This window comes from Planctomicrobium aquicomposti (assembly GCF_051466325.1).
Lineage (GTDB): Bacteria > Planctomycetota > Planctomycetia > Planctomycetales > Planctomycetaceae > Planctomicrobium.
This window is the reverse complement of record NZ_CP195792.1, coordinates 2,861,909-2,884,568: the sequence shown is the minus strand read 5'-3', so window position 1 is coordinate 2,884,568 and position 22,660 is coordinate 2,861,909. Positions and strand designations below refer to the sequence as shown.

The 22,660-nt window shown below is 59.1% G+C and carries 13 protein-coding genes and 1 tRNA gene; 9 read left to right on the top strand and 5 right to left on the bottom strand.

The genetic code is table 11. From position 1 onward, the window contains the following. The first annotated feature begins 49 nt into the window (after positions 1-49). The 5 genes from SH664x_RS11165 to SH664x_RS11145 all read left to right on the top strand — a co-directional run bounded on the left by SH664x_RS11165 (position 50) and on the right by SH664x_RS11145 (position 10,725). The gene (locus tag SH664x_RS11165; protein WP_437200934.1) at positions 50-1,444 is read left to right on the top strand and encodes a hypothetical protein; all 1,395 of its coding nucleotides are present in this window, start codon (positions 50-52) and stop codon (positions 1,442-1,444) included. A gap of 56 nt (positions 1,445-1,500) precedes the next feature. After that, positions 1,501-2,037, top strand: coding sequence for a hypothetical protein (locus SH664x_RS11160; RefSeq protein WP_437200933.1), 537 nt, complete (start codon positions 1,501-1,503; stop codon positions 2,035-2,037). A 517-nt stretch (positions 2,038-2,554) separates the two neighbouring features. Further along, positions 2,555-3,700, top strand: a complete 1,146-nt coding sequence (locus tag SH664x_RS11155; RefSeq protein WP_437200931.1) for an efflux RND transporter periplasmic adaptor subunit — start codon at positions 2,555-2,557, stop codon at positions 3,698-3,700. 179 nt (positions 3,701-3,879) lie between these two features. Beyond that, a complete protein-coding gene (locus tag SH664x_RS11150; RefSeq protein WP_437200929.1) occupies positions 3,880-7,338 on the top strand; it encodes an efflux RND transporter permease subunit in 3,459 nt (1,152 codons plus the stop codon). 15 nt (positions 7,339-7,353) lie between these two features. After that, positions 7,354-10,725: an efflux RND transporter permease subunit gene (locus SH664x_RS11145; protein WP_437200927.1), complete on the top strand. Its 3,372-nt coding sequence runs from the start codon at positions 7,354-7,356 to the stop codon at positions 10,723-10,725. Between the two features lie 153 nt (positions 10,726-10,878). Here the strand turns inward: SH664x_RS11145 and SH664x_RS11140 are convergent, their stop codons facing one another. Then, positions 10,879-12,849 carry a redoxin domain-containing protein gene (locus SH664x_RS11140; RefSeq protein WP_437200925.1) on the bottom strand — a complete coding sequence of 657 codons (1,971 nt, stop codon included), beginning with the start codon at positions 12,847-12,849 and terminating at the stop codon, positions 10,879-10,881. Positions 12,850-13,509: 660 nt separating this feature from the next. Here SH664x_RS11140 and SH664x_RS11135 point away from each other — a divergent pair. Beyond that, positions 13,510-13,583: transfer RNA gene (locus SH664x_RS11135), tRNA-Val, on the top strand. Between the two features lie 323 nt (positions 13,584-13,906). On the opposite strand, the gene SH664x_RS11130 is transcribed toward SH664x_RS11135, so the two are convergent. Genes SH664x_RS11130 through SH664x_RS11115 form a run of 4 tightly spaced genes read right to left on the bottom strand, consistent with a single transcriptional unit; the run spans position 13,907 to position 17,037 of the window. Then, on the bottom strand, positions 13,907-14,071 hold the full coding sequence (locus SH664x_RS11130) for a hypothetical protein (RefSeq protein ID WP_437200923.1): 165 nt from the start codon (positions 14,069-14,071) through the stop codon (positions 13,907-13,909). 58 nt (positions 14,072-14,129) lie between these two features. Next, positions 14,130-14,318 (bottom strand): hypothetical protein, encoded by a 189-nt coding sequence (locus SH664x_RS11125; protein ID WP_437200921.1) that lies wholly within the window; start codon positions 14,316-14,318, stop codon positions 14,130-14,132. Positions 14,319-14,371: 53 nt separating this feature from the next. Then, positions 14,372-15,790 carry a UdgX family uracil-DNA binding protein gene (locus SH664x_RS11120; RefSeq protein WP_437200919.1) on the bottom strand — a complete coding sequence of 473 codons (1,419 nt, stop codon included), beginning with the start codon at positions 15,788-15,790 and terminating at the stop codon, positions 14,372-14,374. Then, positions 15,790-17,037, bottom strand: coding sequence for a putative DNA modification/repair radical SAM protein (locus SH664x_RS11115; protein WP_437200917.1), 1,248 nt, complete (start codon positions 17,035-17,037; stop codon positions 15,790-15,792). The genes SH664x_RS11120 and SH664x_RS11115 overlap by 1 nt, the downstream gene beginning before the upstream one ends. Positions 17,038-17,389: 352 nt before the next feature. On the opposite strand from SH664x_RS11115, the gene SH664x_RS11110 reads away from it, so the two are divergent. The 3 genes from SH664x_RS11110 to SH664x_RS11100 are packed head-to-tail and all read left to right on the top strand — an operon-like array spanning position 17,390 to position 22,631. Continuing rightward, positions 17,390-18,496: a ligase-associated DNA damage response exonuclease gene (locus SH664x_RS11110; RefSeq protein ID WP_437200916.1), complete on the top strand. Its 1,107-nt coding sequence runs from the start codon at positions 17,390-17,392 to the stop codon at positions 18,494-18,496. After that, a complete protein-coding gene (locus tag SH664x_RS11105) occupies positions 18,493-20,094 on the top strand; it encodes an ATP-dependent DNA ligase (protein ID WP_437200914.1) in 1,602 nt (533 codons plus the stop codon). Before SH664x_RS11110 ends, SH664x_RS11105 begins: the two co-directional genes overlap by 4 nt. Then, the gene (locus tag SH664x_RS11100) at positions 20,091-22,631 is read left to right on the top strand and encodes a ligase-associated DNA damage response DEXH box helicase (RefSeq protein ID WP_437200912.1); all 2,541 of its coding nucleotides are present in this window, start codon (positions 20,091-20,093) and stop codon (positions 22,629-22,631) included. Before SH664x_RS11105 ends, SH664x_RS11100 begins: the two co-directional genes overlap by 4 nt. The last annotated feature ends 29 nt before the right edge of the window (positions 22,632-22,660 follow it).

The window sequence follows — 22,660 nt, the reverse complement described above, 5'->3', positions numbered from 1 at the left end:
CCTACTGACCGATCTACCTGCCTGATTTCCTGCCCCCGGAGTGCCCGCAATGCCGACCAACCGCAGAGAATTTCTTGAGACGACATTCGCAGCCGGCATTTCTTCATTGCTCATCCCGGCCCTCACCCGCGCCGAGTCGGCCCCTGCGCTCCGGATTGCTCCCTTCCGGTTTGATGTGACACCCCCGCTCGGTCATCCACTCTGCGGCGGCTGGATTAAGCCGGCTCTCCAGATCGACGATCCACTGGAATCGATCGGCTTCGTCATCGTGGGGGCGGGGGCTCCCATCGTGATCACCGCCATCGATTGGACCGCGCTGCTGAATGATGCTCATCGGGAGTGGCGAAACACGATTGCAAAAGCGGCTGGCACCACACCCGAGCGCGTGGCCGTCCAATGTGTTCATCAACACAATGCTCCCTTCGTGTGTCTCGAAGCAGAACGAATTCTCTCCGCCCTGCCGGGGCCGGAGCGGCCGCAGAATGTTCAGCTGGACTTCTTTAATGAGTGTCTGGGCCGCGCTCAGCAGGCGGTTTCGCAGGCAATGCAGCATCTACAACCGGTGACCCACATCGCGACCGGGCAGGCCAAAGTCGAAAAGGTGGCCGGCAATCGACGGTTTCTGGGGCCAGATGGGACTGTCGTCGACTGGCGCGGCAGCTCGAGCAAGATTCCCCGTCAATGGGACCTCCCCGAGGGCCTGATCGATCCCTGGTTGAAAACCGTCACGTTTTACAACAACGATCGCAAGCTGGTCTCGTGCCACTATTACGCGACCCATCCGATGAGCTATTACGGCGACGGTCGGGTGAACAGCGACTTTGTCGGCTTCGCCCGGAAACGACGCCAGGCGGAAGATCCCGGCTGTACTCACATTTACTTTACCGGCTGCTCCGGCAACGTCGCGGCCGGAAAGTACAACGACGCTTCCCAGAAGGCCCGTGAAGAACTGACCGACCGCATCTACACAGCGGTCGTCGCCAGCGAAGCGGATCTGAAACCCCAGCCCATTACGAGCGTCGACTGGCGAACGGCTTCGATCCACATTCCGTCGCTCGAGTCGCTCAGTGAGGCAGAACTGATGGCGACGATTTCCGATTCGAAGGCGAGGCTGAACGACCGAATTATCAGTGCAATGAAGATCGGTTGGCTCCGCAGCGTGGAACGGCAGGAGCCGATCATCCTCAGTGCTCTGCATGTGAATGAGGCCACCCTGCTGCACCTTCCCGCGGAGTCGTTCGTGGAATACCAGTTGCGTGCTCAGGCGGCGGCTCCGGAGCGATTCGTGGCGACGGCGGCCTATGGAGACGACGGTCCCTGGTATATCCCGACCGCCGAGGCTTATCCTCAGGGAGGGTACGAAGTCCGGAATGCTTTCAGTGCTCCGGAGGTCGACACGATCCTGTCAGCCAATACGCATGCCGTGTTGCCTCAGGGGAGCTGAATCGGCGGCTCCGGGGGATTCACGGTGGGGGAGATGACGTCCGGGAATCGGGAGCGATGATGCCTGTAGAACCTGACCCGCCGCTGAAATTTCCTCATCCCTGGCCTCCTCCCGATCGCCCCACGGCCCAGGTCGAACGCATTCCGCTGATCGGCCCCCTTCTGCGCGGGCTCTGTGGGTCCTTCACGGGGCGTGCGCACTGGGAGTGTCTCGAGGATCTCCACGACCAGATCGTGTCCCAGCTGCAATCTCGCAGAAGAGTATTCCCGAATTGGCCAGTCGAACCCGCTGAGCAACTGGTGTTGTCGGCGGTGCAGGAAGCGGTCGCTTTCTGGAAAGGTCTCGACGGCTACGTTGCTCATCCGGACGATCCCGCAGTTCTGCTTTTTTGGGGGCCTCGCGACGACCTGAGTCCGATGAGTTTTCACCTTGCACTGCAAACTCGACTGAAAAAGACTGTGCCGGACCTGCTGATTCCTTTTCTCACCGGTCAGGATTGTTTCCCCCCGACGGCTGATCAGGTCCTCTCCAGTCGCAGGACACTGCGGGAACTGCTTGAGCTTTACGCGGGCTGGATCAACAGCCACTCCTGAAGCGGACAAAAAACGGTTTCAATCTGGCGACGGTTGACATCTGAAGCAATTCCGAGGAAGTCTCCGGGACGATCCCGCGCGACTTTCGGGCGAACATCCGCAGCAGACACGGGCTCCACATTCGCGAAATGCGCGCTGGATGAATCGCGTGGAGTCGAGCTTCGGGGAAGCATCGCCTCCGAAAACCGTTTCGATCCGCAGCAAATTAAATAATTCTCATGCGATGTTTTTTGTTTTTAGGTCGGAAAAGTTGCCGTAACCTTTACGGGGATCTAGACTTTATCGAGAAGTTTCGCGGGGGCGTTGTGTTTGCGCGCCCCTGATCGGCCTATCATTCTGCCGGCAAATTCCAAATCTGGCAGCGCGATCGGTCCCCTGGACGCTTTCACAGAGTGGATGGTGGAATTTGGCTAGTTCTTCTGCCGACTCGGCCTTGAGTCGTCGAAGTGGCACTTCACAGAATGTGCGTTCTTTCCCGCTGACAGCGAGCCGGATCAGATTCCTGGCGATCCTGTCGATGCTGGCAATCGCGGTGACCGGGTCCGGCTGCGACACCAAGGCTGCGGTTTCCGCGACAACCGCCCCAGCCGGAGGGCCTCCTCCGGTCAGTGTGCAGTTCGTTCGGCCCACCTTGGAGCGGGTGGCTCCCTACGAAGAAATCGGGGGGCGGACCTCGTCACCGGCGACGGTTGAACTCCGGGCACGGGTGAGTGGTTATCTGAAGAAGGTGCACTTTACCGATGGGGCCGACGTCAAAGAGGGGGATCTGCTCTTCGAAATTGACGATTCCACCTACGTCGCCGTTCTGCAACAAGCCGAAGCGACCGTTCTTGAACGGGAGGCCGAACTGAAACGGGTCCAGCTGCAGCTGGACCGCGCCCGCCGGTTGCTGAGTTCGCAGGCGTCAACAGAACTGGAAGTGGAAAACCTGACTTATGATGTGGCCCGGGCCAATGCCGCCCGCACCGCCGCGGAAGCGATTCGCAACCAGGCCCGGCTGGATGTCGCGTTCACTTGTGTCACCGCACCAATCTCGGGAAAGATCGGTCGGCGGCTCGTCGATCCGGGGAACCTGGTTCTCGCGGACCAGACTCCGCTGGCTGTGGTGGTTTCGCTCGACCCGCTCTATGCCTATTTCGACTATGACGAGCGGAGCGTGCTCGCCATGCGTCGACTGCAGGAGCAGGGAAAACTGATCGAAGTTCCCGACCGTCACCGACCCATTGAGATTTCGCTGGCTGGTGAAAGTAATTACGGCCTCACCGGCATGCTGGACTGGGTCGACAATCAGGTGGACATGGGGACGGGGACGCTCCGGGCACGAGTGTCGGTTCCAAACAACAAGGGACTGCTCTCCCCCGGAATGTTCGTCCGGCTGCGGACTCCACTGGGCCCGGAGGAAGAAGCGCTTGTGATTCCAGAAGAATCACTCGGTGCCGATCAAGGCCAGCGCTACGTCTACGTGATCAATAACAACAACGAGATCGAGTATCGTCGTGTGGAAATCGGGTGGCTGACCGAAGGGGGAAAACGCGTTGTTACGTCCGGATTGAGCCCCAATGACCGCGTGGTGCTGACAGGATTGCAACGCATTCGTCCCACAACCAAAGTGACTCCAAAAGAGTGGCAGCCGGGAGGGGCGACCGACAAAACGAAATCTTGAGCAGGGTCGCGATTCCCCGGGCTGCTCTCCCCGGAGCGCCCCAGTCTCCTCCCAGCCGCCCGGCACCAGCCATCCCTCCTCGACCCTGTGAACCTTGCTTCCTGAAGTCCCCGCAAGGCACTCCTGCGATCCGAGCGTCTCGCGACGCTGTTTCCCGACCTCGAATCCGGTAAACCCCGTTGCTTTCGAAGTTTTTCATCGATCGACCGATCTTCGCGTCCGTGATCTCCATTCTGATCACGCTGGCGGGAGGGATTGCGGTCTTCTTTCTCCCCATTGCCCAGTACCCGCCGGTTGCTCCACCGACGGTGACGGTCGACTGCAATTATCCCGGTGCGAGCTCGAAGGTCGTGGCCGAGACCGTCGCCGCCGCCATTGAACAGCAGGTGAATGGTGTGCAGGACATGCTTTACATGTCCTCGCAATCGACCAGCGACGGTTCCTACGCCCTGACCGTCACCTTCAAGCCCGGGGTCAATCTGAATCTGGCTCAGGTGCTGGTGCAGAACCGTGTGGCGCTGGCACTCCCGATGCTGCCCGAAGTGGTTCGCCAGACCGGAGTGACGACCAAAAAACGCTCACCAGACATTCTGCTGACGGTCAGCCTGAACTCCCCCGCCGGAGAATACGACCAGCTATACCTCAGCAACTATGCCGTGCTGCGAATCAAAGATGAGCTGGCCCGGTTGCCCGGAATCTCCGAAGTGCTGGTGTTCGGCCAACGCGACTACAGTATGCGGATCTGGGTCGATCCGGAGCGGCTGGCTGCGCGAGGATTGGCAGTCAGCGACGTGATGGCCGCCATTCGTGAACAGAATTATCAGCCGGCCCTGGGGCAGCTTGGTACTGCACCGACCCCGGGAGGACAGCTGACGCAATTGCCGCTGACGGTCAAGGGGCGACTGACCGCTCCCGAAGAATTCGAGAAGATCATCCTGCGGACCACCCCTGACGGGCGGGTCATCCGCATTCGTGACATCGGGCAGGCCGAGCTGAATGCCCGCTCGCAGGACATCAACAATCGCTTTGATGCCAAGCCGACCGTCGGCCTCGCCATCTTTCAGCTGCCAGATGCGAACGCACTCGCCACGGCAGATGCCGTGAAGTCGATGATGAATGAACTTTCGAAGGACTTCCCGAAGGGGATGGTCCACGAAATCGGCTACGACACCACTCCCTTCATTCGGGAATCGATTGAAGAAGTGTTCAAGGCGTTGCGGGACGCGGTGCTCCTGGTGGCGATCGTGGTGCTGATCTTTCTGCAGGGCTGGCGCGCCGCTGTGATTCCTCTGCTGGCGGTCCCCGTGGCGATTGTCGGAACCTTCGCTGCGATGTACGTCATGGATTACAGCATTAACAACCTCACCCTGTTCGGCCTCGTGCTGGCGATTGGGATCGTCGTCGACGATGCGATCGTCGTGGTCGAAGCGGTTGAACATCATATCGAGAATGGTCTCTCCCCCCGCCTGGCAGCGGTGCGCGCGATGGAAGAGGTCTCGGGCCCTGTGATTGCCGTGGGGCTGGTCCTTTCGGCCGTGTTTGTTCCCTGTATGCTCGTTTCCGGGATTGTCGGGGCGTTCTTCAAGCAATTTGCACTGACGATTGCCGTGTCGACGATCCTGTCGGTGATCAATTCACTGACCCTGAGCCCTGCACTGGCAGCTTTGCTGCTCCGCAAGCCCGGCACCCGGCGCGATCCGCTGACGTGGCTGTTCGATGTCCTGTTTGGCTGGTTCTTCCGCCTGTTCAACTTCGGCTTTCAACATGCGACGAATGTCTATTTGCGGCTCATTGGCGGGTTTCTCAGAGTCCCCCTGCTGGTGCTCCTGGTTTACGGTGGACTGCTGGGGCTGACAGGCTGGGGCTACAAACAGCTGCCGACCGGATTCATTCCCTCACAGGACAAAGGCTACCTGATTGCCAGTGTCCAGCTCCCCGACTCCTCCGCAGCAGCCCGCACTCGGGACGTCATCAAAAAGATCGAACAAATCGCTCTCGAGACACCGGGCGTCAAAAACACCAACAGTATCGCCGGCAACTCAATCATTCTCGGGGCCTATGGGTCGAACTTCGGTTCGATGTTCATCATCCTCAAGGGGTTCAATGAACGACAGTCGCCTGACCTGCATGCGGAAGAAATCGCGGCACGTCTGCGTAAACGATATGCGGAAGAAATTCCCGAAGCGATCGTAAGCGTCTTCCCCGCTCCGGCGGTCAGTGGACTGGGTCGCGCCGGCGGATTCAAGGTCATGGTGGAAGACCGGGGCGAGGCCGGTCTCAAAGCCTTGCAGGATGAAACCGACGCCCTCGTCCGTGAAGGAAATCAGGCTCCCGGGCTCGCCGGTTTGACCACGATCTACAAAGAAAATTCGCCGCAGCTCTTCATCGATATCGATCGTGAGCAATGCCTGAAGCAGGGGGTCCCGCTCGGCGAGCTGTTCGCCACGCTGCAGGGATTTCTTGGGTCCCGGTATGTGAACGACTTCAATCTGTTCGGCAGGACATGGCAGGTCATCGTGCAGGCCGACCCCCGGTTCCGCAACGAAATCGAAGATGTTCCCCGTCTCAAGGTCAGGAACATCCACGGTCAAATGGTTCCGGTCGGAGCACTCGCGGATGTGCGAATGATTGCGGCTCCGCTGGTGTTGACCCGATACAACATGTATCCCGCTGCAGCTATCAACGGCAACGTGGCCAAAGGTTTCAGCAGCGGTCAGGCGATTCAGGCACTGGAGTCGCTGGCGGATCGGCAGCTCCCGTCGAATATGGCCTATGAGTGGACCGAGCTGACCTATCTGGAACGGACGACATCCGACACCGGGATGGTGATCTTCGCCATGTCGGTCATGTTCGTCTTCCTCGTGCTGGCAGCGCTCTATGAGAGCTGGGCGCTGCCGCTGGCGGTGATTCTGGTTGTCCCGATGTGCGTGCTCTGTTCCATTACCGGAGTCTGGTGGGCGGCCATGGACATTAACGTCTTTACGCAGATCGGCTTTGTGGTGCTGATCGGGCTCGCCTGCAAGAACGCCATCCTGATTGTCGAATTCGCCAAACTCCAGCGGGATTCCGGTGTCGATCGCCGCACCGCCACGCTCAAAGCCTGTGAGCTGCGGCTGCGGCCGATCATCATGACCTCGTTTGCATTCATTCTCGGCGTTGTTCCGCTCGTGATCGCCACCGGAGCGGGGGCGGAGATGCGACGTGCTCTGGGGACGACGGTCTTCAGCGGCATGCTGGGGGTGACCGCGTTCGGAATTCTTCTGACACCGATTTTCTTCTATATCATCGACCGTGTCGCGCAGTCATCGTCGGCGACTTCGACCTGGCTGAACCGGTTTGCTCACGGCACGCTCGACCTGTTGAGACTCGGCCCTGTTCGTCGGCTGGTCCAGCGCAGCCTCGGTTGGACAGTGCGTCGCCTGACGAAATCACCGCCCTCGAAGCAATCACCTCCTCCGTCACGCAGCACAGCAACGCTCCCTGCCGCCGGATCGATCGAAAAACGGGACGAGGGCAAAAGTCCGCCTGATTCGGCTACGCGCCCGGGGGACAAGCAGGCCCACCCCGTCCCCCTCGAGACTGACGCCGCGGTGATGCAGCCGACCGGCGAGAGCCTTCAGGATTCTGAACAGACTTAGCATTCCGGATCATTCATGTTTTGCCGGTTCTTTATCGACCGTCCGATCTTTGCCTCGGTTCTCTCCATCGTCATTACGCTGGCGGGAGGGATCGTGCTCTTCCTTCTGCCGGTCACTCAGTATCCCGAGATCACTCCGCCGACCGTCGAAGTGTCGGCGATCTACTCCGGAGCGAACGCTCAGGTTGTCGCCGACACCGTGGCGGCGCCGATTGAGCAGCAGGTCAACGGAGTTGAGGGGATGCTGTATATGTCGTCCCAGTGTACCAATGACGGCAGATACGCCCTGACTGTCGCCTTTCGACCCGGCGTCGATCTCGACCTCGCTCAGGTGCTCGTGCAGAATCGCGTGGCGCTCGCGCAGCCTGTTCTGCCCCCCCTGGTGCAGCGCCGCGGCGTGACGGTCAAGAAGAAGTCGCCGACAGTGCTGATGATCATCAACCTGTTCTCCCCCGACAATTCCCGTGACAACCTCTATCTCAGCAATTACGCGACCATCCAGCTGCGAGACGAGTTGTCGCGGCTCGACGGTGTGGGAGATGTCACGTTCCTGGGCCAGCGCGACTACAGCATGCGTGTCTGGCTGGATCCCGACCGTGCCGCTGCGCGCGGTGTGACCGCCAACGATATCGTCCGATCCATCGAGCAACAGAACTCGCAGGTGGCCGCGGGACAGATTGGTCAACCCCCCGTTCCGGATGGCCAGGTGTTTCAATTCACCATGACGACTCTGGGTCGACTCGCCACGATCGACCAATTCGATGACATCATCGTGAAAACGGATAACCAGGGGCGGGCGATCCGTCTCAAGGATGTCGCCCGTTCGGAACTGGGGGCGATTGCCTACGACCAGATCTGTTCGCTCGACGGCAAACCGTCGGTAGCGTTGTCCATTTATCAGCTGCCCGGGTCGAACGCTCTGAAGACCGCAGCTGCCGTACACACCCGGTTGGCCGAAATGCGCAACCGGTTCCCCGATGGGCTGGATGCTACGGTTGTTTACGATACGACTCCGTTCATTCAGGAATCGGTCGCGGAAGTGTTTCATGCCCTCCGTGACGCCGTGATCCTCGTGTCGCTGGTGGTGCTGGTCTTTTTGCAGGGCTGGCGGGCCGCCATTATTCCGCTGGTGGCTGTGCCTGTCGCGATTGTGGGAACGTTTTCCGCGATGGCGATGTTCGGCTTCAGTTTAAACACGCTGACGCTGTTCGGGCTCGTGCTGGCCATCGGGATTGTGGTGGATGATGCCATCGTCGTCGTGGAGGCGATTGAACATCACATCGATCTGGGGAAGTCCCCCCGCGATGCTGCCATTCAGGCGATGGATGAAGTCTCCGGCCCGGTGATCGCCATCGCCCTGGTGCTGACGGCAGTGTTTGTCCCCTGCACCTTTGTGACCGGAATCATTGGAGAGTTTTTCCGCCAGTTTGCGGTGACGATTGCAATCTCAACCATCATTTCCGCCTTCAACTCGCTGACGCTCTCACCCGCCTTGGCCGTGCTGCTGCTGCAACCCCGTTCCGGCCGCGCTCCCGAACCTTTGCCGCGTCTCGGAATTGTCCTGCTCGCCACGTGGGCTGGCTGGCAGTTCGCGGGACCGGAACTGAGTCGCTGGCTGGCGACACAGCCGCAATTCGCGGGCTGGGAACAGTGGGGAAGATTGGTTGCGGGTCTGCTGGGCCTCGTGCTGGGAGCGATCTTCAGCGGAGCGCTGAACGTATTCCTCGACCGTTTCTTTAAAGCCTTCAATGTCACCTTCTATTGGGTCACAGTCGGCTACGCAAAGACTGTCAGTCTGTTCCTGCGAGTCGCCCTGCTGGGGTTGATCGCGTATGGCGGCATGCTGTATCTGACCCAGAAGGTATTCGTAGAGAGCCCGACCGGATTTATCCCGGCCCAGGACAAGGGTTATCTGCTCGTCAATCTGCGTCTGCCCGATTCCGCATCGCTGGAGCGGACGGAGCAGGTCATTAACCGGATGGAGGACGTGGCCCGAAAAGTGGAAGGAGTCCAGCACACCGTGGCCATCACCGGGCAATCTCTGCTGATGCAGGCCAATGCGTCGAACTTTGGATCGATGTACGTGATGCTCGCTCCCTTTTCAGAGCGGTCGCCGTTGGGACTCAGCGCGGATGTGATCTCCGAAAAGTTGCAGTCGGCCCTCGACCACCAGGTCGATGACGGACTGATCGATGTTGTCGGGGCTCCCCCCATCGATGGACTGGGCACGGCCGGTGGATTCCGGTTGATGCTCGAAGACCGTGGAGACAATGGACCCGCTGCCTTGCAGGCCGTCAGCCAGCAGATTATGGATCACGCCCAGGAAACCGGGATGTTCCGCGGCCTCTTCTCCAGCTTTCGAGCCAATGCCACGTGGCTGTCGGTCGAACTGGATCGTGAAGCCGCGAGGAAACTGGGAATTTCCCTGTCCGAAATTTTCGACGCCCTCCAGGTCAACTTCGGCTCACTGTATGTGAACGACTTCAACCGCTTCGGAAGGACGTGGCAGGTCAACGTTCAGGCCGATGCCTCCTACCGGATGCGAAAAGAAGACCTGAAACGACTGCGGGTCCAGAGTGCCCGGGGGGGAATGGTCCCGCTGTCGGCGGTCGCCTCACTACAGGAAGTGCAGGGCCCCGTCCTGATTACCCGCTACAACCTGTACCCGACCGCAGCCATCAATGCCGATGTGGTTCCCGGCGTCAGCTCGGGACAGGGGCTGATTACCCTCAAGGAAGTGGCCGAGCAGCAGCTCTATCCTTCGATGCATGTGGAATGGACAGAACTCGCCCTGCTGCAACAAATGGCTGGGAATACCGCATTCATTGCATTTCTCCTCGCCGTGGTTCTGGTCTTTCTGGTCCTTGCTGCCCAGTACGAAAGCTGGTCGCTGCCACTGGCCGTCATTCTGGTGGTGCCGATGTGTCTGCTCTGTTCAATCGTCGGCGTGCGCATGGCGGCGATGGACGTCAATATTTTCACACAGATCGGATTCGTGGTGCTGGTGGGACTCGCCTGCAAAAACGCGATTCTGATTGTCGAGTTCGCCCGGTCCCGCCGCTTTGCGGGGGCTACGCTGCACGAAGCGACGATGGAATCCTGCCGCCTCCGTCTGCGGCCGATTATCATGACCTCACTGGCCTTCATCTTCGGAGTAATCCCGCTCATGTTGGGAGCCGGGGCAGGAGCCGAAATGCGGCGGACGCTGGGGACTGCGGTCTTCTCGGGAATGGTCGGGGTCACTCTGTTCGGCATCTTCCTGACGCCGCTGTTCTTCTATGTGATTCAGGGATTCACAGAGTGGGCCTTTCCCTCAAATCGGCCCCGCGCGGAGCTCGATCCGGAAGCAGTCGAGTCGGCTACAAGATCAGCCCCGACTCCCCATTGACGTGACGGTTGTCACGGCGAAGTGCTCTACGCCCTTTGATCTGGCAGGACGTCATTGGGCGGGCTTGTTCCGGCAACGCATCTCAGCATTTTACCACGTGAATCGCTTCTATTGTGGCAACCGCAAAGAGCAGCCGCTCCAGATGCGCGAGTCCTACTTGTGCATCCCCGCCGCCTTGAGAGCCGCTGCGACCTCGCCGGCGTCAAGGTCTCCATTCTGATCGGCGTCGAGCGCATGGAAATTTTTGCGCAAGCGATGAGCCGGACGGCACTCTTCTCGCGAGAGGACACCATCGCCGTTCGTATCGAGTTGCTCGATGACTTCAGCCGCCGAGAACTTTCCGACCAACGTTTTTCCGGCAGCAGGCCGGACAGCGGACTCTTTCATCCCGACCGGGAACACGACGTCCATATATCCGATCATCATTTCATCCCATGACTGATCCCCCCACCGCACCAGCGCGGTCGGATCCGGATTCGCCAGATTCCTGCGGGAATTGTCAAATGTGGCGTAGCAGTGCATTCGCGAGCCGCTCGGAATGGTCAGCGGCTTGGCCAGCACATAGCGTGTCTGCCAGTTAAAGTCATATTTCGGGATGTTCAGCAACGTTTCGCGCTTTCCATCGGGATATTCCAGTTCAAAGCGAAACGACTTGCCACGCATGTGCATGTGGGGAGAGAGAGCGATCAGTTCCACCGGGTGCCTGGAGACTGGGGACGACATCCGGAACCGCTGATCGTCCTGGAGTGGCTGAATTTTGATCGCCGTCTGAATGACTTCGGCGGTTAAAACTTCATTGCGGATCGAGTCTTTGTCCGCGAACAGAAAACCGACCTGGCTGATGTCGCTCTGCTCGGAACCAACCGGAGCGTAATGGACCTGAATTCGCAGCCAGGAGCCGGCGGGAATCTTCTTCCCCGCCCCCTCCGGAAAGGCATTATTCTGTTGCAGCCCCGGGACATAGGCCCCGAGAAAGATATTCTGCTTGGTACTGTTCGCTTCAGGCGCCGCGTAAACAATCGCATGGTGAACAACAGCCCGATTGCCGGGGCGGATTTCCAGACCTTTCACCCACATGTCTTCCTTGAATTCCGGATTGACCCAGAAGTTCTGATAGGGCACTCCCGGCGGTCCCGCATCCGCGGGGACGACAAACGGTTTTTCCGACATCGCGAAGACCCGGTGCGGCAGTTCCGGCAATTGCCAGCCATCGACATACGTCCGCCTCTCGGGGAGCTCGCGAGAGTCCCCTTCGGGGCACCCGTTGGCAGCCCAGGTCTCGATCTCTTTTTTCTCGTCTTCTGTCAGCCGGCAATCGTTGGCGAAATGCCCTTGTCGCGGATCCGCAAACCAGGGGGGCATCCGCTGTTGCTTGACCACCTCCGCGATCATCGCTCCCCAACCGTAAACTTCCTCATAGGTGGTCAGCGGGAACGGCCCAATTTCACCGGGGCGATGGCAACCCACGCACTTCGCCTCGAGGATTCTCGCAATCTGGTTGCAATAGGTCACATTACAGTCGAGATTCGGTTGGGGGGCTCGACCGATCAAACAGCCGACAGGTTCCGTGCGGGGCACCTGGACCCCCTTGCCCGCCAGCAGGTCTGAGATCGCCAGCTTGAGGTCCTCGCGCGATGGGGCTTCCCGGGTGACTCCAATGAGATACTTGTCATCGACCCGTCCCCGATAGCGAACCTGTCGCAGCTCGTCGAGCACGATGACTTCCGGTGTCCGCGAGGCTTCAAGCAGGTCGGCCAGACAGTGCCCGACATCTTTCAGAATCGGAAAGCGAACGCCGTGAAGCTTCGCGAACTCCAGAATCTTGGTGGGAGAATCCTGCACATTCGAGTTCACACCGACGATGCTGACGCCGGCAGACTCATGCTCGTCCGCAATTGCCTGTAAACGGACCGCATAGTGCTTGGCCAGCGGACATGCCGTTCCCAGGAAGGCGACCACCACCACGCGAGATTCCTGGAAGGCTGCCAGCGAGGTTTGGCTGCCGCGCACATCGTGCAGGGTGAGTTCTTCCAGTCGTTCCCGCAGAAACGGTTCTCCGGCAGCCAGCCCCTGCGCCCAGGCCATCCATAGCAACAGCAGGCTGAATAACGACCTCAAGAACATTCAATGCTCCCGTTCCCCAAAGCAATCTGATTGCGCTGGGGACATGCCTTGCAGCTGAAGTAGAGACATCCGCACACGCGGTCCGCAATGACCAACAGTTGACGAAAGCCAGGCAGGAAGAATTCGGGCAATGCTACGGATTCGCCGCAACAGTGCTGGGGCACAACGCCCACCGACAGGGAAGGGGGTTGTCTTTCTTGGCTGAGATCCGGACTCAGCGATGCCCGCCTGCAATGGACTCTCGAAGTTTACGAGAAGGGGCGCACAGACTTGCCCGGGGGAAACGGATCCAATTGCGGGGGGCGGAGGATGGCCGCGAATTGCGTGGACCGCTGGTTGATGTGTCGGATGCCGGTACGATCCCTCAGGCGGCAATACTGTTTCAACATCGACCACGAACTCCACAAGACAGAGAGAAGTGCGATCACAGAAATACTTGCCAGAACGGCGTCCACTCCAGAACGAATGGCGTATCGAATTTAACCAAGCGACTGACAGAAGTCTTGGAGCAGCGGTCAATTTCTGTGAAATCTTCTCAAGATTGCCAGAGCCCGCAGAGACGGAGTGAAGCAGAATCCGTCATTTTTGAAGTTGCCGAATGTTGCGAACCCCAGATGCTTGACCTCCCTCTTTGGGGGAAGTAAAGTTCCGTCTCCTCAAGCGCCCGTAGCTCAGTTGGTTAGAGTGCATGCTTGACATGCATGAGGTCACTGGTTCGAGTCCAGTCGGGCGCATTTTTAAATCACGTTGAGCCTTGAGTTTAAGGCTACCCGCTGTCGGCAGTGCGACATGTTCCTTCCCTGTGGATTCCCCAGGGAAGGGGAATAGGCCTGCACTAAGCGCGCAACTCTCTTTCGAAGCATGGCCTGCATCGCTCCAGCGGCCAGGATCGAATTCGCCTGAACGGGTTGAACGTCTGCCTCGGATTGCACGGCTCTCCAGTATCCCACAAGGCGTGCGCCGGGGCCATCCATCCCTGGAGAGTATCGGTCGACCGGCAGCCACAGCTCCGGATATTCGGCCAGCTCTCTCTCGGCACGCAAGGCCGCCGGCAGCATTACCGCAGATCGGGTGCGGCTACCATGAACTTCCAGACCGCCAACGGCTCGCGGGGCTCCCGAGCGTGATCGGCGATGTAGCCGACTTGGAAGCCAGCCCCCCGGCTCCGCTCCGCGATGGCTGATCGTTCCACAAGCATTTTTACCGACGGCGGTAAGGACATTTCATCGGATATCAGCGGGGATGACAGTGGCGATGACAGCGGCTGGTGGCCTGTGGAGTCATGCGAGAATTGCCCGCGTGCGGAATTCGATGACGCGATAGGTCGTCTTGAGGGAAGCCCGCAGAATCAGGCAGGAAATCAGCTGGGCCTGAGTGAAGGGCTGCAGGCTGTTGCGATGCGAATAGGGCTGTTGTACTTGCTGGCCGTCCTTAGAGAAGAGACAGGGGAGCAACTTCGAGGAGAACATTCGTCCGTGGAGTCTGACTCATGATCACTTGGTAGCGCCCGTGGTTCCAACATTCACGAGGGCGCAACCGGTCGTACGAGCAGTGCAGCGGCGGTGGCGAGGTCCATCTCAAGCTGCTTCTTCATCTCCGCTCGGCGGGTTCGATCGGGCATGCGCAGAATTGCCGAAGGATGGTATGTCGACAGAGTCTGGTCACACCAGTCCGATTTCACGATCTCCCCCCGATGCTGAGTCAATCTGAAACTCCGTCCGATGATTGTCTGGGCGGCGGTCGATCCGAGGCAGACCAGAACTTCCGGACGAATCAGCTCCACCTCGCTCTTGAGCCAGGGACGGCAGGCGCTCACTTCGCGAGCCGACGGCTTCGCGTGCAATCTGCGCGGTCCCGAAACCGTAAACTTGAAGTGCTTCACCGCATTCGTCACATAGATTTCACTGCGGTCGAGGCCTGCGTTTTCGAGAATCTCATTCAGAATCTCACCGGCCGGGCCGACGAATGGTTTTCCCGCAACATCTTCCTGATCGCCCGGCTGCTCTCCGACAAGCATCAATCGTGAATGGACCGGGCCATCACCGAACACGGTCTGTGTTGCCGGACCATAGAGAGGGCATCCCCGACATTCTGCCGCTGCCCTGGCGAGACTGGAGTACGAAAGGCGATCCGGCAGAAAGTCAGCAGCGGAAACGTTTGAACCTTCCTGAAAATTCACCATCGCCTGTACCCTCGCAGGGGCTTCCTGAACCAGCTGGTCAATGATCTGAGCCTCGGGAAGTGTCTTCCAGTGCCGCCGTGGCATCTCTTTGGTCATCATGGCCAGATTGATGCGGGCTGGATTGAAGATATGGGCGTAATAGACTTTCCAGAGGTCCTCCAGATCATCTCCCTGTGGAGCTGCGCTCGCAGGAAGACCGGGACCATAGGAGAGCACGTTCTGGTCCCAAATTACAGATTCTTCCGGAGTCAGAATCGCCCAATTCATCTGGGGAAATCGACGCGAAAAGAAGGGGGCAACCATCCGGACAATTCGATGGTCGGGCTGGTGCCAGGCGATGAACTGCTCCACCTCTCCTTGCACAACTCGACGAAAGCGGACGAAGGCCTTCATTTTATGGGCATCCCGCCGAACCTCTTTTTCCAGTTGTTGAAGTCGGTAAATGTCATCGTCGGTGACCAGATCGAGGAGTTGAGGCTCGCCATGCGTCAGCCGCCACAGGATGCGATACAACAGATTGAAACGCTGACGATCGCGATGGCACGCTGCAATCTTTGCGACCTCCAGAAATCGGGGAGGAACACGCTGGGTCGGCCCGTTCGCCGAATCATCAGCACGAGAGGTCGAACTGCGGAGAAAGAGTGATTTCGACTGTCGCTCGTCGCAGAAATCGATCTCTGCCGGAGAGATTCCCTGTTGCAGCATCTCGCGCGCTGCCGTACGCCACGTTTCGAAATCCCTGACATCCTGGAAATGCATTACAGCTCTCCGGATCGACTGGACTCGTTATCAAACAGCAAGAGCTGCCGCGGTGGTGTGACTCGATCGCGAAGTTGCAGACTGTCGAGCAGTCGGGAGTCACGATGGCAATTAGCCGTGATGACGAACGGGCCCGCCTTCTTCCAGCTGACACGCAGCTTCTTCAGGTCTTCGGTTGTGACGGCATGATGTCGACGGATCGATAGAATGCGTTTGACGTTTCTGACACCGATCCCCGGAATGCGCAGGAGCTGTTCCCGCGTCGCTGTGTTCACATTCACAGGAAAAAACTCGCGATGTGCGAGCGCCCAGGCGAGCTTGGGGTCGAGATCCAGGGCGAGGTTGGCATCCGCTTCCACCACGATTTCATCGCTGCGGAACCCGTAGAACCGCATCAGCCAGTCGGCCTGATACAGCCGATGCTCACGCACCAGCGGCGGACTTTTCGCAGGAAGGCGGGCGTCCGCATGCGGGATCGGGCTGTAAGCCGAGTAGTAAACGCGTCGAAGCTGATTCGTTTTGTAAAGGGAAGAGGCGGTCTCCAGAATCTGCCGATCGGGCGTCGCCGTGGCACCCACGATCATTTGTGTACTTTGCCCCGCCGGCGCGAACTTCTCCACCTTGAATCCCGCCTGCTTCTCTGCGCGATATTCGGCAATTCCTTCTTTCACAGTTTCCATTGCGGAGAGAATTTCGCCCGATTTCTTTTCGGGTGCGAGCTGGACCAGATCCGCGGGAGTCGGCAGTTCGATATTCACACTCAATCGATCCGACCACCTTCCGGCCGCAGCGATCAGTTCCTCAGCCGCTCCGGGAATCGTTTTCAGGTGAATGTATCCGCCGAATCGATGCACTTCCCTCAGCTGACGGGCCACCTGCACCAACTGTTCCATCGTGTAATCCGGGCTTTGAATGATGCCGGAACTCAGAAACAGCCCTTCGATGTAATTCCGAGCGTAGAACTGGAGCGTCGTCCGTACAACCTCATCAACCGTAAATCGTGCTCGCGGTGTTTCGCTGGTCACACGATTCACGCAGTACTGACAATCATAGATGCAGTAATTCGTCAGGAGAATTTTCAGCAACGAAACGCAACGGCCGTCCGGGGTGTAGCTGTGGCAGATTCCCATCCCTTCCGTTGAGCCGATCCGGCTGCCGGAGCGGGTCGATTTGGATCCGCTACTGGCGCAGGACGCGTCGTACTTGGCTGCATCTGCCAGGATTGCGAGTTTCTGCCGGACATCCATTCGTGAGCGCTCCCGTTTCCACCAGTAGTTCTAGGCAAAAGGGGACATTTGTCCAGACTGTTTTCGGGCTCATTTCTGGATGCCTTCGAGTGCGGAACAACATTCCAACCAATTCGGGATTCACATCTGTTGCCACGAAAACCGGGGCATACAATTTCGGAATCGACCTGAATCACAGCCACGTGTCGAATTGGCCGGGATCTGTCAATTCTCAGGCAAACAGCCAGATTTTTTCGTGAATGGGGTGGCGTCCCTGCGGTTGAACAGGGAGAGGAGAGTCGGTTGCGTCGCCCGATGAAGTTGTGACGCAATGGAGTTGTGGTGTCATCATTTTTCCCTTGCAGGGTGTGATGTGACCGAGCTGATCCAGAACAGCCCCGATGGCCTGTATTGTGAGAAGGGGGATTTCCACATTGACCCGTGGAATCCCGTCTCGCGGGCGCTGATCACGCATGCCCACGGCGATCATGCACGGCGCGGCTGCGGCCGGTATCTGACCACCGGTGAGGGACTGCACGTACTGCAGACTCGTATGGGGTCAGAGGCAAGAGTTGAGACCGTCCGCTACGGAGAGGCACTGTCCATCAACGGGGTGAAGGTCTCTTTTCATCCTTCAGGCCACGTGCTCGGTTCAGCGCAAATCCGAGTGGAGTCGCGGGGCGAAGTGTGGGTCGTCTCCGGCGATTATAAGGTGGCTGCCGATGCCACCTGTCGGCCTTTTGAGTCGGTCCGCTGCCAGACGTTCATTACCGAATGCACATTCGGACTTCCCATTTATCGCTGGCAGCCTCAGTCTGAAATTTTCAGCGAGCTGAACCGTTGGTGGCGGACCAATCGCGATGCGGGAAAAGTGTCGATCGTCTTTTCCTATGCACTCGGGAAAGCTCAACGCATTCTGGCGGGACTCGACCCGACGATTGGGCCCATTCTCTGTCACGGCGCGGTGGAGCGGGTGAATCAGGACTATCGCAACTCTGGCATTCGTTTGCCGGAAACCAGTTATGCCGGTCGCTTTGAACCGGGAAAGGACTGGGCCGGCGCGTTGGTCGTCGCTCCCCCTTCTGCGAATGGAACGGGCTGGATGCGGAAATTTGGCGATGCTTCCCGCGCGTTTGCCTCGGGATGGATGCTGATTCGGGGAACGCGGAGACGACGGGCTGTGGAGCGGGGTTTCGTTCTCTCCGACCACGCGGACTGGCCCGGGCTGCTCTCTGCCATCGAAGCGACCGGAGCCGAGCGAATCCTGGCCACTCATGGCCGGACCGGCCCGATGGTGCGGTGGCTCCAGAACGCCGGGTATGACGCCGCTCCACTTCGGACCCGTTTTATTGGTGAGCGGGACGATGCCGAAGTCGATGACGCGGAGGAGAACGGAGACATCCCCGTGGAACCCGTCTTCGACGAAGAACCCGCAACGTCCCGAACCACCGTTCATTCAACAGAGGATTCCGCTGAGTGAAATCATTCGCCGATCTCTATCGCACCCTCGACGAAACGACGAAGACGACGGTCAAAGTCGCTGCGATGCGCGACTATTTCACTCACTGCAGCGCAGCTGATGGAGCCTGGAGCGTCTATTTCCTCAGCGGGAGGAAGTTCTCTCGACTTATCCCAACCGGTCTGCTGCGAATGTGGGCTGCCGAGCAGGCACAGATCCCCGACTGGATGTTCGAGGAGTGTTATGGAGCGGTTGGGGACCTCGCTGAGACGATGGCGCTCCTGCTTCCCGAGCCCACAGGTGGAAGTCAGTTCACGCTCGCGGAGTGGATCGAGCAACGCATTCGCCCCCTGTCCGCGATGACCGACGACCAGCGGAAGGAGGCGCTGAGCGATGCGTGGGGGCAGTTGACGGCTCAGGAACGCTTTGTGTTCAACAAACTCGTCACAGGCAGCTTTCGGGTCGGTGTCTCTCAGGGACTGGTGATTCGTGCTCTCGCACTGGTGAGTGAACTGCCACAGGCCCTTATCGCTCATCGCTTAATGGGGCAATGGGAACCGACGCCGGAATTCTTCGAGCAGCTCCTGGCAGCGGATCAGGGGGAAACCGATGAGAGTCGCCCTTACCCCTTCGCACTGGCGCATCCCTTTCAGTCCGCGCCAGAGACGTTGGGTGACCCCGCTGACTGGCTGGTGGAGTGGAAATGGGACGGGATTCGCGGGCAAATGATTCGTCGGCGCGGCCAGTCCTATCTCTGGTCACGTGGGGAAGAGCTGATCCTCGACCGGTTCCCCGAACTTGCGGAGCCCCTGCGGGCCCTTCCCGATGGGACAGTGCTCGATGGTGAAGTGCTTGGCTGGAAGGCAGGACGACCGTTGCCATTCTCGGAACTGCAGCGACGGATCGGGAGAAAATCGGTCGGCAAAAAACTGCTGTCGGACGTCCCTGTGCGGTTTGTCGCTTTCGATCTCCTGGAACGGGATGGACAGGATCTCCGCGCGCTGCCACTCGTGGAGCGTCGCCGCCAACTTGAAGAAGTGCTTGAGTCATGTGAGCCCGAGCCGTTGATTGTTCCATCGCCCGTGGTCTCCACAACGAGTTGGGATCTTCTGCAGGATCAACGGAGTGCCAGTCGGGAGATGAATGTGGAGGGAGTCATGCTGAAGCGACTCGACTCCCCTTATCCACTCGGACGTGTCACCGGGCTCTGGTGGAAATGGAAAGTCAATCCGTTCACTTGCGATGCCGTTCTGATTTATGCCCAGCGGGGGCACGGTCGTCGGGCCAGCCTGTATACCGACTATACATTCGCGGTCTGGGATCAGGGACAACTCATTCCGTTTGCGAAGGCTTATTCCGGCCTGACGGATGCCGAAATCCGTGATGTCGATCGTTACGTTCGGCAGCACACGATCGAAAAGTTTGGACCGGTCCGCGCGGTGACTCCCGGATTGGTCTTTGAACTCGCCTTTGAGAACATCCAGTTTTCAAAGCGGCACAAATCGGGTGTTGCTGTCCGCTTTCCCAGAATGTCGCGCTGGCGGAAAGATAAACGGCCCGATCAGGCGGACACACTCGACGGGATCAAGGCCCTCATGTCGGCGGAGGTGAACACATGAGTGGCGTACTTCCCGCAGCTCCTGCTTCGGCCCCCGCACTCTCCCAACGGGGAGTGCAGCGAGCGAAACGTCAGATCACCGACTGGTTTCATCAGCAGGGCTGGAAGCCGTTCCGATTCCAGCAGCAGGCATGGTCTGCTATGGCTGCTGGCAAGAGTGGTCTCGTCCACGCCTCCACCGGCACCGGTAAAACCTATGCCGTCTGGCTCGGGGTCCTGCTGCAATGGCTGGCCGAACAGAAACGACGGCCTTCGGGCAAGGTTGGATCTTCCTCCCCGTGCCGTGTGCTCTGGATCACCCCACTGCGCGCTCTTGTCGCCGACACGGAACAGGCACTGCAGCAGCCACTGACCGATCTGCAGATTCCCTGGTCGATGGAAACCCGGACGGGTGATACCTCCAGCGCGGTGAGGCATCGGCAACGGACCCGTCTGCCCAACGTCTTGCTGACCACTCCCGAATCGCTGTCGTTGTTGCTGTCTCGCAGCGATGCCCAGCAGCAACTCGGACAGCTGACTCATGTCATCGTCGACGAGTGGCATGAACTGCTTGGTTCCAAGCGGGGAATTCAGACAGAACTCGCGCTCGCACGTCTGCGGAGCTGGAATCCGCAGCTGCAGACCTGGGGTCTCTCGGCCACCCTCGGTGATCTGGATCTGGCACTGGCCACGCTGCTGGGAAGCAAGCGTGAGGTCGGGGCTCATGAACTCATCGAAGGACAGCAGTTAAAAAAGTTGTCCATCGACTCCCTCATTCCCCAGACGATGGAGCGGTTCCCGTGGGCCGGACATCTCGGGCTGCGGCTGGTCTCGAAAGTGGTCGAGCAGATCGAACAGGCGCGGAGTTCGCTCGTTTTCACGAATACACGCTCCCACTGTGAAGCCTGGTATCAGGCCATTCTCAAACAGAAGCCGGACTGGGCCGGTCGCATCGCCTTGCACCACGGCTCGCTGGACGGCGAGACCCGCACCTGGGTTGAACATGGCCTCCGTCGGGGAGACCTCAAGTGCGTCGTCTGCACGTCGTCCCTCGATCTCGGAGTTGATTTCAGCCCGGTGGATCGTGTGTTCCAGATTGGAAGTCCGAAGGGTGTTGCGCGGCTGCTGCAGCGAGCCGGCCGGAGCGGGCATTCTCCCGGTCGGCCGAGTCGAGTGACGTGTGTGCCGACAAATGCACTGGAACTGGTCGAATTCGCAGCCACGCGTGATGCTGTGCACGCGGGCCATCTGGAAGCGAGAGTCCCTCCGGGCCGGCCACTTGATGTCCTGTGCCAGCATGTGGTGACGCTCGCGGTTGGGGGAGGCTTCGACGCCGAGAACCTGTTTCAGGAGGTTCGCACCACTTTCAGCTATGAACACCTGCCCCGCGAGGAATGGGACTGGATTCTCGCCTATGTGACCACGGGCGGAACGGCTCTGCAGGCTTACCCCGACTATCACAAGGTCCGTAAAGATGCGGACGGTCTATTCCAACTGAGTGATCAGCGGTTAGCGCGTCAGCACCGCATGTCGATCGGAACCATTGTCAGCGAAACATCAATGTCGGTGCAGTTCCTGAAAGGACCGAGAATCGGCACCGTTGAAGAGTCATTTGTCGCGAAACTGAAGCCGGGCGATCATTTTCTTTTCGGCGGAAGGAATGTCGAAGTCGCGTTCATCGAAGACTCAAGGGTGTATGTTCGACTGGCGAAGACGAATTCGAACGCCAAGGTCCCCCGCTGGATGGGAGGCCGAATGCCCCTCTCTTCGCAACTGTCAGAGGCGATTCGCCATCGTCTCGATGCCGCCGCCCGGGGTTCGTTCGAGGGGCCCGAGATGCAGGCAGTCGAACCGCTCCTCAGCCTGCAGGCGTTCTGGTCGGCCGTCCCCCGATTTCATCAGCTGCTGATTGAACGAGTGAAATCCCGGGAAGGCCATCATTTGTACTTCTATCCGTTTGCGGGACGGCTGGTGCATGAAGGGCTCTCCACCTTGTTTGCCTACCGGTTAGCCCGCCATGAACCGCATACGTTTAGCATCGCGGCCAACGACTATGGGTTCGAACTCCTATCGAATGCGCCGGCAGCAGTCGAAGAAGCGATCGATAACGGTCTGTTTTCTACAGAAGGACTTGTGGAGGACATTTTTCATTCTCTCAACGCGGCGGAGATGGCCAAACGCCAATTCCGCGAAATCGCTCACATCTCCGGTCTGGTTTTTGGCGGCTATCCGCACCAAAGGAAGTCGGCCCGACAGCTCCAGGCGTCAACGGGCCTGCTGTACGATGTCTTTCGCAACTACGATCCCGAGAACCTGCTGCTTAAGCAGGCCGACCGCGAAGTGATGGAACGCCAGCTGGAACAGACCCGGCTCATGACCACATTAAGGGAAATGCAGGAGATGGAGATTGTCTGGCGGAATCTGCCCCGTTTCAGTCCCTTCAGCTTCCCACTCATGGTCGACCGCCTTCGCGAACGGGTCTCCTCCGAGAAACTTTCCGAGCGGGTAAGGAGAATTCAGGAACAACTCGAGAAAGTCGCTCAGACTCAGACCCCGTAATCGCTCGCTCCATTTCCAACCGACGACCC